At 62.7% G+C, this 12,504-nt stretch carries 12 protein-coding genes, 1 other RNA gene and 1 pseudogene; 11 read left to right on the top strand and 3 right to left on the bottom strand.

Annotation, left to right across the window (positions count from 1 at the left end; all coding sequences use genetic code 11):
- Position 1: 1 nt before the first annotated feature.
- A complete protein-coding gene (gene ftsY / locus AC3A6M_RS06920) occupies positions 2-1,243 on the bottom strand; it encodes a signal recognition particle-docking protein FtsY (protein ID WP_487851989.1) in 1,242 nt (413 codons plus the stop codon).
- Positions 1,244-1,527: 284 nt separating this feature from the next.
- On the opposite strand from ftsY, the gene AC3A6M_RS06915 reads away from it, so the two are divergent.
- Positions 1,528-1,737 (top strand): hypothetical protein, encoded by a 210-nt coding sequence (locus AC3A6M_RS06915; protein ID WP_487851988.1) that lies wholly within the window; start codon positions 1,528-1,530, stop codon positions 1,735-1,737.
- 95 nt (positions 1,738-1,832) lie between these two features.
- On the opposite strand, the gene AC3A6M_RS06910 is transcribed toward AC3A6M_RS06915, so the two are convergent.
- Positions 1,833-3,542 carry a thiamine pyrophosphate-binding protein gene (locus AC3A6M_RS06910; RefSeq protein WP_487851987.1) on the bottom strand — a complete coding sequence of 570 codons (1,710 nt, stop codon included), beginning with the start codon at positions 3,540-3,542 and terminating at the stop codon, positions 1,833-1,835.
- 136 nt (positions 3,543-3,678) lie between these two features.
- On the opposite strand from AC3A6M_RS06910, the gene AC3A6M_RS06905 reads away from it, so the two are divergent.
- The 6 genes from AC3A6M_RS06905 (at position 3,679) to AC3A6M_RS06880 (ending at position 8,265) form a co-directional block, all read left to right on the top strand.
- Positions 3,679-4,830 (top strand): S41 family peptidase, encoded by a 1,152-nt coding sequence (locus tag AC3A6M_RS06905; RefSeq protein WP_487851986.1) that lies wholly within the window; start codon positions 3,679-3,681, stop codon positions 4,828-4,830.
- A 33-nt stretch (positions 4,831-4,863) separates the two neighbouring features.
- Positions 4,864-5,208, top strand: an RNA gene (rnpB, locus tag AC3A6M_RS06900) — RNase P RNA component class A.
- A gap of 83 nt (positions 5,209-5,291) precedes the next feature.
- Positions 5,292-5,753, top strand: coding sequence for a hypothetical protein (locus tag AC3A6M_RS06895; RefSeq protein WP_487851985.1), 462 nt, complete (start codon positions 5,292-5,294; stop codon positions 5,751-5,753).
- A complete protein-coding gene (gene glpK, locus AC3A6M_RS06890) occupies positions 5,750-7,246 on the top strand; it encodes a glycerol kinase GlpK (protein WP_487851984.1) in 1,497 nt (498 codons plus the stop codon). Before AC3A6M_RS06895 ends, glpK begins: the two co-directional genes overlap by 4 nt.
- Before the next feature lie 125 nt (positions 7,247-7,371).
- The gene (locus AC3A6M_RS06885) at positions 7,372-7,830 is read left to right on the top strand and encodes a hypothetical protein (protein ID WP_487852186.1); all 459 of its coding nucleotides are present in this window, start codon (positions 7,372-7,374) and stop codon (positions 7,828-7,830) included.
- Positions 7,831-7,848: 18 nt separating this feature from the next.
- The gene (locus AC3A6M_RS06880; protein ID WP_487851983.1) at positions 7,849-8,265 is read left to right on the top strand and encodes a hypothetical protein; all 417 of its coding nucleotides are present in this window, start codon (positions 7,849-7,851) and stop codon (positions 8,263-8,265) included.
- 7 nt (positions 8,266-8,272) lie between these two features.
- Here AC3A6M_RS06880 and AC3A6M_RS06875 read toward each other — a convergent pair whose 3' ends face one another.
- The gene (locus tag AC3A6M_RS06875; RefSeq protein WP_487852185.1) at positions 8,273-8,470 is read right to left on the bottom strand and encodes a YcxB family protein; all 198 of its coding nucleotides are present in this window, start codon (positions 8,468-8,470) and stop codon (positions 8,273-8,275) included.
- A gap of 931 nt (positions 8,471-9,401) precedes the next feature.
- Between AC3A6M_RS06875 and AC3A6M_RS06870 the strand changes: the two genes are divergently transcribed.
- The 4 genes and pseudogenes from AC3A6M_RS06870 (at position 9,402) to AC3A6M_RS06855 (ending at position 12,462) form a co-directional block, all read left to right on the top strand.
- Complete coding sequence (locus AC3A6M_RS06870; RefSeq protein WP_487851982.1) at positions 9,402-9,701, top strand: hypothetical protein; 300 nt, start codon at positions 9,402-9,404, stop codon at positions 9,699-9,701.
- A gap of 95 nt (positions 9,702-9,796) precedes the next feature.
- Positions 9,797-10,600 (top strand): annotated as a pseudogene (locus tag AC3A6M_RS06865) (IS5 family transposase).
- A gap of 102 nt (positions 10,601-10,702) precedes the next feature.
- Positions 10,703-11,992 (top strand): RHS repeat-associated core domain-containing protein, encoded by a 1,290-nt coding sequence (locus tag AC3A6M_RS06860; protein WP_487851981.1) that lies wholly within the window; start codon positions 10,703-10,705, stop codon positions 11,990-11,992.
- An 11-nt stretch (positions 11,993-12,003) separates the two neighbouring features.
- Complete coding sequence (locus AC3A6M_RS06855; protein ID WP_487851980.1) at positions 12,004-12,462, top strand: hypothetical protein; 459 nt, start codon at positions 12,004-12,006, stop codon at positions 12,460-12,462.
- Positions 12,463-12,504 lie beyond the last annotated feature (42 nt).

Here is a 12,504-nt window from a genome sequence, read left to right as displayed (position 1 = left end):
CTTACCCCAGCAGCGCCTCGGCGAACTCGTCGGCGCTGAAGGGTTGCAGGTCCTCCAGCTTTTCGCCCACGCCGATGAAGTACACCGGCACCGGGCGGGTGCGCGCGATCGCGGCCAGGATGCCGCCCTTGGCGGTGCCGTCCAGCTTGGTGATCACCAGGCCGGTCAGCTGCAGGGCGTCGTCGAAGGCCTTCACTTGCGCCAGCGCGTTCTGGCCGGTATTGCCGTCGATAACCAGCAGCACTTCGTGCGGGGCGTCTTCCATGCCCTTGCCGATCACGCGCTTGATCTTCTTCAGCTCTTCCATCAGGTGCAGCTGGGTCGGCAGGCGGCCGGCGGTGTCGACCATGACCACGTCGACGCCGCGCGCGCGGCCCGACTGCACCGCGTCGAAGGCGACCGCGGCCGGGTCGCCCGACTGCTGCGAGATCACGGTGACGTTGTTGCGCTGGCCCCAGACCATCAGCTGCTCGCGCGCGGCGGCGCGGAAGGTGTCGCCGGCGGCCAGCAGCACCGACTGTTCATAGCGCTGCATGTGCTTGGCCAGCTTGCCGATGGTGGTGGTCTTGCCGGCGCCGTTCACGCCGGCGATCATCATCACCAGCGGCTCGTGGCGGCCGAGTTCGAGCGGCTTTTCGAGCGGACGCAGCAGGTCGACCATCAGCTCCTTCAGCGCAGCCTTCACGGCGGCGGCGTCGAGCAGCTTCTCTTCCTTGACCTTGCGGCGCAGGCTGTCGAGCAGGTACTGGGTGGCGTCCATGCCGGCATCCGACATCAGCAGCGCCGATTCCAGTTCTTCGTACAGGTCTTCGTCGATGCGGGCGCCGACGAACAGCAGCGACAGGTTGTTCGAGGTCTTGGACAGGCCGGCCTTCAGGCGCGCCATCCAGGATTTTTTCTTTTCGAGCTCGCTGCCGGGACGCTCGGCGGTCTCCGGGAAGAGCTGGCCTTCGTAGGCGTTCGACAGGGCGGCGGCCTGTTCGGCAATCTGGGTGGCGACCGGATCGGGGACCTCGGCTTCGCGTGCGGCCGGCTCTTCAGGGACCGGCTCGGCCGGCGCCGCGCTCTCGGGCGTGGGCACGAAGGTATCGTCGCTGGCGCCGAACAGGCGGCGCAGGAAGCCCGGCTGGGCGGGCGCTTCCGCAGGTGTCTCCGGCGCAGCCGAAGAGGGAGATGCGGCGGCGGACTCGCCCTGGACGGGCGTCTCGGCTTCAGGTTTTTTCTTTTTGAAGAAACTAAACATGGATGTAGTCGGGGAGGGGAACTGCATGCATATGCCCGATTTTTCCGGGCATGTCAACGATCGCGGTATTCTACCAGAGCGTTGCGGCGAAGCCCCGTCCCGGTCTGGCCGCCAGGAAAGCCATTTGTTCCCGCGCGCGGGCGCAAGCTGTGCGACATCTCATCCATATTGTCGCTAGAATGCCGCTCATCAGCTTATGCATCAATACGCTTGCTGGAAAAACGGCGTCGACTGGTATAGATTGTGAGCGTCCACAAATACAATGCTTCCTGCAAGGGATCATCGTGAAGATTCTGTCCAGATACCTCAAACGACTTATTTCCGGAGACGAAGTGACGGGCGGCACAGCTGCCTCGCTGCGCAATGTCATCGTCTGGGTATTCATTGCCCTGGTAGCCGCATTCCTGACCCATCCTTCGGGCGGACCGCGCAGCATGTTCGATGCGCCGGTGCCGTGGCCGGCGGAGCTGGGACTGGATAATCCGGGCATCTAACGTCGTCCCCGCGGAGGCGGGGACCCAAGTTTGCGTGAACGGCCTGCAAACCAACCTGGTTTCCCGCCTTCGCGGGAACGACGGGATATTGGTACTTATTTCCCCTTCGCCGCCTCGGCATTCTTCCGGATCGTCTCCAGCGTCGCCCCCGGCGTGATCAGATTCCCGTCATAGCGCAGCTCGATCACCGCCGGCAGTTTGCGCTCGTTCGTGAACGCCACCGCGCGCTGCAAGGCCGGCCCGAAGTCGGCGGTTTCCAGGACGACCTCTCCCTGTCCGCCATAGGCCTGGGCCAGCGCCGCGAAGTCCGGGTTGTGCAGTTCGGTGCCCGACACGCGGCCCGGATACTCGCGCTCCTGGTGCATGCGGATCGTGCCGAACATATTGTTGTTGAAGACGATCAGGATCAGGCCGGCGCCGTACTGCACGGCGGTCGCCAGTTCCTGCCCGGTCATCATGAATTCGCCGTCGCCGGCGAAGGTGACCACGGTGCGCGACGGATCGACGATCTTCGCCGCCACACCGGCCGGCACGCCGTAACCCATCGCGCCGCTGGTCGGGGCCAGCTGGGTGCGCATCGCGCCGTAGCGCCAGAAGCGGTGCGCCCAGGTCGCGTAGTTGCCGGCGCCGTTGGTGATGATGGTGTCGTGCGGCAGGGTTGCCTGCAGGTCCTGCACCAGCTGCCACAGGTCGAGCGGCGCAGAGCCGTCCTTGAAGATGGGCGGCTGTTCCTGCCAGGCGCGCAGCTCGGCCTTCGCTTCCTCGACCGTGTGGCGCCAGGTATCTGCAACCGCGGCGTCCACCGGCTCCATCGCCGCCAGCATGCGCGCCGTTTCCGGGGCGCCGCCGGCGATCATCAGCTCGGCCTGGTAGACGCTGCCCAGCTCCTGCGGATCCGGATGGATGTGCACCAGGCGCTGTTTCGGCACCGGAGAACTCAGCAGCGAATAGCCGCTGGTCGTCATCTCGCCCAGGCGCGGGCCGAAGGCGATCAGCAGGTCGGCTTCCTTGACGCGCGCGGCCAGCTTCGGATTGATGCCGATGCCGACGTCGCCGACGTAGTTCGGATGCGCGTTGTCGAGCAGGTCCTGGAAGCGGAAGGCGCAGGCCACCGGCAGGGCATTCGCTTCGGCGAACTGGCGCACGTCGGCGCAGGCGGCCTCGTTCCAGGTGCCGCCGCCGAGCAGCAGCAGCGGCTTCTTCGCCTCCCTCAGCATGCCGCGGAGGGTGTCGATCTGGGCGGAGGAGGGCGACGCCTGCACCGGCTGGTAGCGGCGCGTATCCGCCACCTCGGCCTTGGCCACCAGCATGTCTTCCGGCAGCGCCAGCACCACCGGGCCCGGACGGCCGCTGGTCGCCACCTGGAACGCGCGCGCGATGTATTCGGGGATGCGGTCGGCGCGGTCGATCTGCGCCACCCACTTGGCCATCTGGCCGTACATGCGGCGGTAGTCGATTTCCTGGAACGCCTCCCTGTCCATGAAGTCGGTGCCGACCTGGCCGATGAACAGGATCATCGGCGTGGAATCCTGGTAGGCCGTGTGCACGCCGATCGAGGCATTGGTCGCGCCGGGACCGCGGGTGACGAAGCAGATGCCGGGCTTGCCGGTCAGCTTGCCGTAGGCCTCGGCCATGAACGCCGCGCCGCCCTCCTGGCGGTTGATCACGAAGCGGATCTGCGAATCGTGCAGGGCGTCGAGCACGTCGAGGTAGCTTTCGCCGGGCACGCCGAAGGCGGTGTCCACGCCGTGGACCTGGAGCGCATCGACCAAGATCTGGCCGCCGGTGCGGGAGGGGTGCGTCATGTGCGTCATCCTTATAGATTTTGCTATCAGGACATTCTATGCGAGCGCTTCCGGGCAGGCTTTTGAAATGGCGACACAAAATTACAGAAATCGCGAACACGGCGTAAGATAATATTTTCCTTTAATCAACAAAATCATGCCTATGTCCTTCCTGCGCAAGCTTGCCCTGCCTTTGGTCCTGGTCCTGCCCGTCGGCGCATCGGCCGCCGACACGCCGTACACGCCGGCCCAGTGCGTGGCCGACCTGGACGACCTGAACGCCTTCATCGAAGCCAACGACGCCGGCGCCGCGGACGCGCTGGCCGACCACGGACCGGCGATCCGCCAGGCCTTCGACAAGGCGCGCCAGGATGCGGCCGTGGCCGAAGACATGAAGACCTGCGGCAGGCTGATGCACGCCTATGCGCGCACCTGGCGCCCCGGCCACATCTCGGTGTCGCCGACGCCAGGCAACGAAACCAGGGAAGAGGTCAAGGCCGACCCGCAGGCGGCCCAAGCGGCTCAGTTGGCTCAGTTGGACCCCCAGCCCGCCGCCGACCCGAATGCGCCGCGCCTGCGGGTACTGGGCCGGAACACGATCCTGTTCGTGATCCCGACCTTCAATGACCGCTACGCGCCCGACATGAAGAAGCTGGTGGCGGACAACCGCGCCGCGCTGGCCTCGCACAAGAACTGGATCATCGACGTGCGCGGCAACGGCGGCGGCTCCGACAGCACCTACGAGCCCCTGATGGGCTGGCTGCTGGACGGCGATTTGCGCGGCTACCGCACCGAGTACTTCGTCACGCCGGCCAACATCAAGGCCCAGGAAGAGATCTGCGCCAGGACCAGCGACCCGGACGGCTGCAACAGGCACATGGAGCCCGTGCTGGCGAAGATGCGCACGGCGGCGCCGGGCAGCTTCGTGCTGGCGGGGACCAACCGCATCGAATACGAGAAGGTGAAGCTGGAAGCAAAAAGGCCGGCGCGGGTGGCGGTGCTGGCCGACCACGGCTGCGGCAGCAGCTGCGAGCAGTTCGTGCTGGAAGCGCGCACCAGCTACCGCGTCAAGGTGCTCGGCCGCCCGACCTACGGCTCGCTCGACGTCTCGAACCTGCGCCCGCACGTCCTGCCGTCCGGCCGCGCCCAGCTCAACTACGCCACCACCCGCACCACCCGCCTGCCGGACATGCGCATCGACACCATCGGCGTGGCGCCGGACATCCTGCTGCCGAAGCCGCTCGATGAAGCCGGCCGCGAGACTGAGCTCAGGCAGGTGCAGCGCTGGATCGAGGGCGGATTGCTGTAGCCATGGCGGGTTATCGAGTACAATGCATGCCGTGAAGCAGGCCAGACAGCCGCTGGCTGGTATCGCAAGATACCGGCGGGAGGAAGGTCCGGACTCCATAGAGCAGGGTGACGGTTAACGGCCGTCCGTCGAAAGCCGGCGCAAGCCGGTATAAGGCGAGGAATAGGGCCACAGAGACGAGCGTATTCAGTTACGGTGAAACGCGGTAACCTCCACCTGGAGCAATTCCAAATAGGCACGCGTTGAGGTTGCTCGCGGAGCGTGCGGGTAGGAAGCTTGAGCGCCGGAGTAATTCGGCGCCTAGAGGAATGGCTGTCATAGGGGCGTCCCGCAAGGGAGACCACTACACAGAATCCGGCCTATCGGCCTGCTTTACTTGAATTCCACAGGGCCGCGCATTGTCGCGGCCCTGTTCTTTATGGGACACTGCTTCCATCGAATGTCGATAGGAGCTTTCATCGATGACCTTGACCCGCAGCTGGTTTCGCGGTCTGTTTGTCCTGTATGCGGTAACGAGCCTCACCAGCCTGCTGCTCGGCGAAGGCAATGTGTCGCCCGCTTTGAAGCTGGCCTACGAGACCGAGCCGAATCCGTGGATGGATGAGCATCCGTGGCTGATGCTGGCATTGTTCATACCCTATCTGACAGTGATCGTCGCCGGGATGGTCGGCATGGTTCGCTTCAGGTCGTGGGGCCGCAGTGTGTCCTTCTGGTCGACGGTAGTCGGGTTCTCGCTGTATCCCTTCTTGGGCGCGGATCTGTCCTCGTCTTGGGGAATGGCATTCGGCCAGGCCGGTGAAATGCTCTGGGGAGCATTGCTGGCGCTGGCCTATCTCAGCCCGCTCAGCCGCGAATTTACGGACGCGCCGCGGACTGCCTGCGCCATCGGGCCTCTACCCTCTCCGGAGGACATCCGCGCATGACGACCTATATCCTCGCCCTCGACCAGGGCACCACCAGTTCGCGCGCCATCCTGTTCGACCGCGAGGGCCAGGTCGCCGCCACCGCCCAGCAGGAATATCCGCAATACTTCCCCCAGCCCGGCTGGGTCGAGCACGATCCGCTCGACATCTGGAACAGCCAGCTCGCCTGCGCGCGCCAGGTACTGCGCGACAGCGGCATCGGCGCCGCGCAGGTGGCCGCGATCGGCATCGCCAACCAGCGCGAGACCACGGTGGTCTGGGACCGCCGCACGGGCGAGCCGCTGTGCCACGCCATCGTCTGGCAGGACCGGCGCACGGCGGAACTGTGCGACGTCCTGCGCGCCGGCGGCCACGCGGCCCTCATCCAGCGCAAGACCGGGCTGGAACTCGACGCCTATTTTTCCGCCACCAAGCTGCAATGGCTGCTGACCCACGTGCCGGGCGCCCGCGCCCGCGCGGAACGGGGCGAGCTCGCCTTCGGCACCGTCGACAGCTGGCTCGCCTTCAAGCTGACCGGCCGCCACGTGACCGACGTGAGCAACGCCTCGCGCACCATGCTCTTCAATATCAACAGCCTGCGCTGGGACGAAGAGCTGCTGGCGCTGTTCGAGGTGCCGGTGTCGATGCTGCCGGAAGTCGTCCCGAGCAGCGGGCAGGTGGCGACGACGATGGAAGCATGGTTCGGCCGCGCGATCCCGTTGGCCGGCATCGCCGGCGACCAGCAGGCCGCCACCTTCGGCCAGGCCTGCCACCGCCGCGGCATGGTCAAGAACACCTATGGCACCGGCTGCTTCATGCTGATGCACGCGGGCGAGTCGCCGCCGATGTCGCACAACCGGCTGCTGTCCACGGTCGGCTGGACCGTCGACGGACGCACGGATTATCTATTAGAGGGCAGCGTGTTCATGGCCGGCGCGACGGTGCAGTGGCTGCGCGATGGCCTCGGCATCATCAAGCAGTCGGCCGACGTCGAAGCGCTGGCGCTGTCCGTGCCCGACAGCGCCGGCGTGATGCTGGTGCCGGCCTTCGTCGGCCTGGGCGCGCCGCACTGGGACGCCTACGCGCGCGGCACCATCGTCGGCATGACGCGCGGGACCAGCGCCGCCCACATCGCCCGCGCCGCGGTGGAAAGCATCGCCTACCAGAGCGCCGAGCTGCTGGCCGCCATGCAGAAGGATGCCGCCTGCGCAGTGCACGAGGTGCGCGCGGACGGCGGCGCGGCGCGTAACGACATGCTGATGCAGTTCCAGGCCGACCTGCTGGGCGTGCCGGTCGTCCGTCCCCGCGTCACGGAGACGACCGCGCTGGGCGCCGCCTACCTGGCCGGGCTGGCGCTCGGCTTCTGGGAATCGCGCGAAGAGATTGCGGCCCAGTGGCAGGCCGAGCGCCGCTTCGAACCGCGGATGCCGGCCGCGCGCCGCGAGGAATCGATGGCGCGCTGGGCGAAGGCGGTGGCGCATGCGAAGAGCTGGGCGGAGCCGGGGCAGCACTGAGGTCCGCCGCCCGGGCTCCGGCATGGCTGCCGTGCGAGCCGGCGCCGGGGGATAAGGCACAATCGGCGGACACCAATTTCGCAGGAGCCGTCTTGAAAGCCTTCTTTTCCGCCGCCCACGCCGTCATGGCCGCGCTGTTCGTCGCCATCTCCTTCGGGCTGATGATCATGGCCGCGATGACGGGCTGGAAAGCCATCGGCGCCGAACTGGCCGCGGGCGCCGAGAGCGCGATCGAGGCGATCGGCCTGCTGGCGATCGCGGTGGTCTCGCTGCAGATTTCGCAGACCATTGCCGAAGAGGAGGTCATCCGCGACGCCCACATCAGCGCACCGACGCGCGTGCGCCGCTACCTGTCGCGCTTCATGGTCGTGGTGGTGGTGGCGCTGTCGATCGAGGGCCTGGTCGGCACCTTCAAGGCCCTGCACGAGGAGCCGGAACTGCTGCCGCATGCAGCCTCGGTGCTGGTCGCATCCGGTATCCTGCTGGCGGGCTGGGGACTGTTCATCCGCTTCAACAAGGAAGCCGAGCTGCTGGAACCGGAAGCGATGAAAGAAGCGAAAAGCGAGGACAAGAAGCTGGGGTAGAGGCGTAGAATGTTCAGCATGACTCCCGAAGGAATCGCGATGCGCCACCGGAACTCGATCATGCTCCTCGTCTTCGTCATTGCCGGCAGTGCCGGCGTCCCGGCAGCAGCCGTGTCCTCGCCGCAGGCCACGCAACTGCAGCCGGGCGAAGTCGCCTCCCTGGCCGACCTCCCATCCGACATCCGCCTGGTCATAGGCCCCGACGTCTCGGACCGCGGCGGTCCCTTCGCGGCCGGCTGCGTCGCTACCCACGGCGAACCGCACAGCCGTTTCGCCGGCGCCCGCATGAACGCGGACACCGCCCAGGTCACGATCGAACGCGGCGGCATCGCGCATTACTTCGATACGCTCGACTTCCGACGGGTAGAAGGGCGCTGGGTGCATGTGCCGAAGCAGCCGGGGCAGGATGCGCCGGTGCAGGCGCCGTCAAAGTAAGACGATCTCAGATCACGCTGTCGGCGTGGCCACGTGCCGCGGTGTAGGCGCGCAGCCGTTCCTGCTGGTGCTGGTCCAGGCAGCGGAAGGGGATCGGAATCCCTCCTTTCGCGAACATCAGCAGGTAGCCGCGGCGGTAGCGGCGCACCATCTTCACCTCATCCCAAGTTCTCGCCAATGTCCCGAGCCGCGACTTGCGCTCGATGTTCGGCCGATGGCGCTGGTAATTGAGCCACCCTTGTATCGCTTCGACGCTTCCGCAAACTGCGAATCGATCATGAGCGGCATGCAGACGTCCGTTAGGGAGTTCTTTCGTCTGCCAGCGCTGTCACTCGTTGAGCGATAATTTCTCAGGAAAGTCGAGATCTCCAATATGAAAAAATACAATCCATGCACAGCAAATCAAATTCGTGACAATTTGCGCATATTTTTTATTTCTTATATGTATGATTGTCTGCATAAAACATTGCAGGGAGGCAATCATGCAAGAGAGAAAACCTGATTCGAAGCTGTTCCTTCGGTCATCTTCATTCGGTACGGACGCGTCCAAGGTGCAGGGGGCGATTAACTCGCTAGCCAACGATCCGAATCGGGAGAAGTATTCGATCATTGACAACAATTGCAAGACAGTCCGAGACGACGTTATCAAGGCAGGTGAGAAATGAGAGTTCGAGGGGTCTACATTGGATTGCTTGCAGTCGGCGGCTTGTGTGCCTACTTGGTCTATAGGGTAGTCGATGCAAACGTGACGCTCGAATACGCTCGAAGTGACCTGAGGCGCGCACACCTTGAGGTTGATGTCATATCGAAATTTCAGCGACTGCCTTGCAGCGCCATAGACGGTAGGGTCGATGGAGTTCGGTTCTACAAAAAGAATGACGTGTATGTGGCAGACGGTGTCGAGTTCGTTTGCAGGCATGAAGGGGCAAGCAGCTATCTCCTGAGAAAGGACTAAGAGGGCGTCATGCAATTTGATTCATCACGGTCAAAACCTCAGCTAGCGCAGGGATAGGTTAAGTACGCCTAACAAAACCCTGTAGTTGCTCCAAGGGCAACAGCCGGGTACACTGAGTCGTGCCGACCGTCCGCTATCGGCCACGAGCGGACGTTTACCTTTGACCACACCTAGCTGAAAAATGTCGGATTATCAAGCCTCTTGGCAAAGAACGGAACGCCTGTTGGCGACAGCAAAGACATTACTCCTGCCGGACGTTGCCGCAGCCAACGAAACCGACCTGCGGCAGTTCGATGAGTTTTTGGATGCCAATGAACTTGGACTGGCGTTTGAATGGCTTGAGTCGATTACTTACGAAGATCAGCCAACTTGCCTTCCGCTTCTTCGTCTGTTGAGGTCCGCTGCGGAAGAAATAAACTTACGCGAAAACATGGCGGAACTTGACAACAGAATTCACAACTTGAAAAAAACTCTTGCTTAGTAACGTGCCAACGTCTGGAATGGGTCGATAGCGGACGTACGCAGGCTCAGTCAGAGCACTAACATGGCATCCGTGTTTGTAGACGGACTGATGCCATGGCCCGCGCACTTCTTCCCGAAGACCTGTGGTCCCTTATAGCAGCTCATCTTCCAACCCATAGCCCATTGCCAAAAGGCGGCCGCCCGCGCATCAATGATCGCGCGGCCCTGACTGGAATCCTGTTTGTTCTCAAGACTGGAATACCATGGGAGTATCTGCCGCGCGAACTCGGCTGCGGCAGCGGCATGACATGCTGGCGTCGCCTTCACGAATGGATGCTAGCCGGCGTTTGGCAGCGTATCCACGAGGCGATTCTTCGACGGCTCCGAGAGCACGACCAGATTATGTGGGATCGAGCTTGCGTTGACGCTGCAAGCGTACCGGCACCTGCTGGAGGCGAGGACACGGGACGAAACCCAACCGATCGCGGCAAACTCGGCTGCAAACACCATTTGCTGGTGGATGAGCGTGGGCTTCCCCTAGTGGCCCAGATCTCGGGCGCGCAGGTGCACGATTCACGTTTCCTCATCCGGTTGGTAGAGTCAATCCCGGCAGTTAAGGGGCTGGCAGGCCGTGCCCGCAAACGCCTAGGTAAGCTGCATGCCGATCGAGCGTACGCTTCGAGAGCCCATCGGGCTTGGCTGCGCAGTCGGGGCATCGCGGCTCGTATCGCGCGCTACGGCGTGGAGTCGCGCGAAAGGCTTGGGCGGTGGCGTTGGGTCGTCGAGCGAACCTTGGGTTAGCTACACCGCTTTCGCAGATTGCGCATCCGGCATGAGCGGCGAGCAGACATGCCCCAAGCGTTCCTGTCGCTTGCCTGCTCGCTCATCTGTTGGCGGTATGTCGAGAGGTTTTGTTAGGCGCTCTTAGACGGTTATGTACTCAAGGACCTGTACACCTACAATAACAACGCCAACGTCGCCTCGATCACCGATCAGGCCGAGGGCGTCACGACCCGCACCATGGAGTACGATGGCCTCAACCGGCTCAAGCGCGTCAGTGCGCCTGCGCTGTGGGGCGACGCCTGGTACGGCTATGACGCACTGGACAATCTCACGTCCAGTCAGGTGACGGCCGGAGCCACGGCGCGTACGCTAACCCACAACATCAACTACAGCAACAACCGCCTCGACAGCATTACCGGCAGCTATACCCTGGGCTACCAGTACGATAGCCAGGGCAATATCATCCTGCGCGGCGGACAAAGCTACAGCTTCGACATCGGTAACCGGATGAGGAGCGCGCCCGGGATAACGACCCACGCGTACGATGGTCTGGGGCGGCGCACCAGCGTCGTGGGCACCGATGGCGTCAATCACATCTACGTGTACGGCCAGGAAGGGAAGCTGCTGTACGAAACCACGACCGGGCAGGCGCTGGCGTCGGGCACGAAGTATGTCTATCTGAACAGGCATGTCGTCGCCGAGGTCAATGGCGGTGGGGTGGTGTACGATCACACGGACGGGCTGGGAAGCCCGGTGGCGAAGACCAGTTCCACCGCAGGCCTGATCAGCCGTACGCGTTATGAGCCGTATGGTGCGACCGCTGCGGGAACCGAGCCGACGATCGGGTTCACGGGGCATTTGAACGCTGCGAACCTGGGGTTGGTGGATATGCAGCAGCGGTTCTATGATCCGGTGGCGGGGCGGTTCTTGAGCATTGATCCGGTTACCACGGATGCCAACACCGGTGGCAGCTTCAATCGGTACGCGTATGCGAGCAATAGCCCATACAAATACGTTGATCCAGATGGTCGTAATCCGCTGTTGTTGTTGTTTGCTGTACCCATGGCTACTGGAGCCGTGATCAGCGGGGGATTGAATGCGGCGATGCAGTATTCCGCAACCGGCGAAGTTAAATGGGGTGGTATTGGCGGGGTCCTTGATGCGGCTGGTGATGGCGCTATGTTAGGGCTTTTAAGTGTCCGGCCAAGCGGCATAGGAGAGGCTAGAATTGCCCGCGACCAGCTCGCAGCTGAACTTAAGCCGGCTGGATCCAAAGCGCCCGCAACAGTGACGGCAGGCGTGAACACTAAGACTGGCGAAGTTGCGGCACGAGCTTGCGGCGGCGGTAAATGTGCAGAAGACCATGTTGTTTCCGCGCTTGGAGGTAAAAAAGAGGATGTTAAATTTACTGAGGCAGTTCGACCTCGTACAGGCCAGCAAGTGCCAGTGTGCGAGCGGTGCGAGAACACGTATGGTAGGGAGCCCTTTCCGAAGGGAACTACAAAATTCAAGACTGACCAGCAATAAAAGGGATTGTTATGCAAGAGTATCCAGAGCAAATGGACTGTGTATGGCTAGCCGTTGACTCTCTCGGTCACATAGCTGCTTTCATTACAGCCGGTGTTGGACCTATTCCAGAGAGAATTCTCAAAAACGAAATGCCGATATTTGAGATCGAATCTAAGTTGCTAGAGTTGCCTGTAGTTACACAAGTTGACCTGGTGGCAAAGATTCCGTCGCCGGAAAGTTTCATAGCGTTGGCCGAACGAGGGTTGTTTATATATGACTGGCAGAATGCGCATCGTGGCAGGTCAGAGGTAAAGCCTGGATATGATTTAGTTGCAATCCCCCTGCGGCCTATTAAAATTACGGAAATCCCGCCGAATCTGGCTAATATTGCAATTGATGGGGACCTTAAAAAAAACGTATTTGGCCAGGATAATTTACTTGATGTAGGGTCTACGCTACCGTGTCTGTGCTCTTCAGGAGGGTTTTGAATTGAAAACAGAAACGCGAAGGCACATCGGCTCACCATACAG

This window comes from Telluria sp. Soil_C_11 (genome assembly GCF_057657395.1).
The sequence above is the reverse complement of the archived record's forward strand: the minus strand, read 5'-3'. Positions and strand labels throughout refer to the sequence as shown.

What these genes read in the sequence shown, in the direction of transcription:
- ftsY (WP_487851989.1), bottom strand. Translation starts at nt 1,243, where the DNA reads ATGTTTAGTTTCTTCAAAAAGAAAAAACCTGAAGCCGAGACGCCCGTC.
- AC3A6M_RS06910 (WP_487851987.1), bottom strand. Translation starts at nt 3,542, where the DNA reads ATGACGCACCCCTCCCGCACCGGCGGCCAGATCTTGGTCGATGCGCTC.
- AC3A6M_RS06905 (WP_487851986.1), top strand. Translation starts at nt 3,679, where the DNA reads ATGCCTATGTCCTTCCTGCGCAAGCTTGCCCTGCCTTTGGTCCTGGTC.
- AC3A6M_RS06895 (WP_487851985.1), top strand. Translation starts at nt 5,292, where the DNA reads ATGACCTTGACCCGCAGCTGGTTTCGCGGTCTGTTTGTCCTGTATGCG.
- glpK (WP_487851984.1), top strand. Translation starts at nt 5,750, where the DNA reads ATGACGACCTATATCCTCGCCCTCGACCAGGGCACCACCAGTTCGCGC.
- AC3A6M_RS06885 (WP_487852186.1), top strand. Translation starts at nt 7,372, where the DNA reads ATGGCCGCGCTGTTCGTCGCCATCTCCTTCGGGCTGATGATCATGGCC.
- AC3A6M_RS06880 (WP_487851983.1), top strand. Translation starts at nt 7,849, where the DNA reads ATGACTCCCGAAGGAATCGCGATGCGCCACCGGAACTCGATCATGCTC.
- AC3A6M_RS06870 (WP_487851982.1), top strand. Translation starts at nt 9,402, where the DNA reads ATGTCGGATTATCAAGCCTCTTGGCAAAGAACGGAACGCCTGTTGGCG.
- AC3A6M_RS06860 (WP_487851981.1), top strand. Translation starts at nt 10,703, where the DNA reads ATGGAGTACGATGGCCTCAACCGGCTCAAGCGCGTCAGTGCGCCTGCG.
- AC3A6M_RS06855 (WP_487851980.1), top strand. Translation starts at nt 12,004, where the DNA reads ATGCAAGAGTATCCAGAGCAAATGGACTGTGTATGGCTAGCCGTTGAC.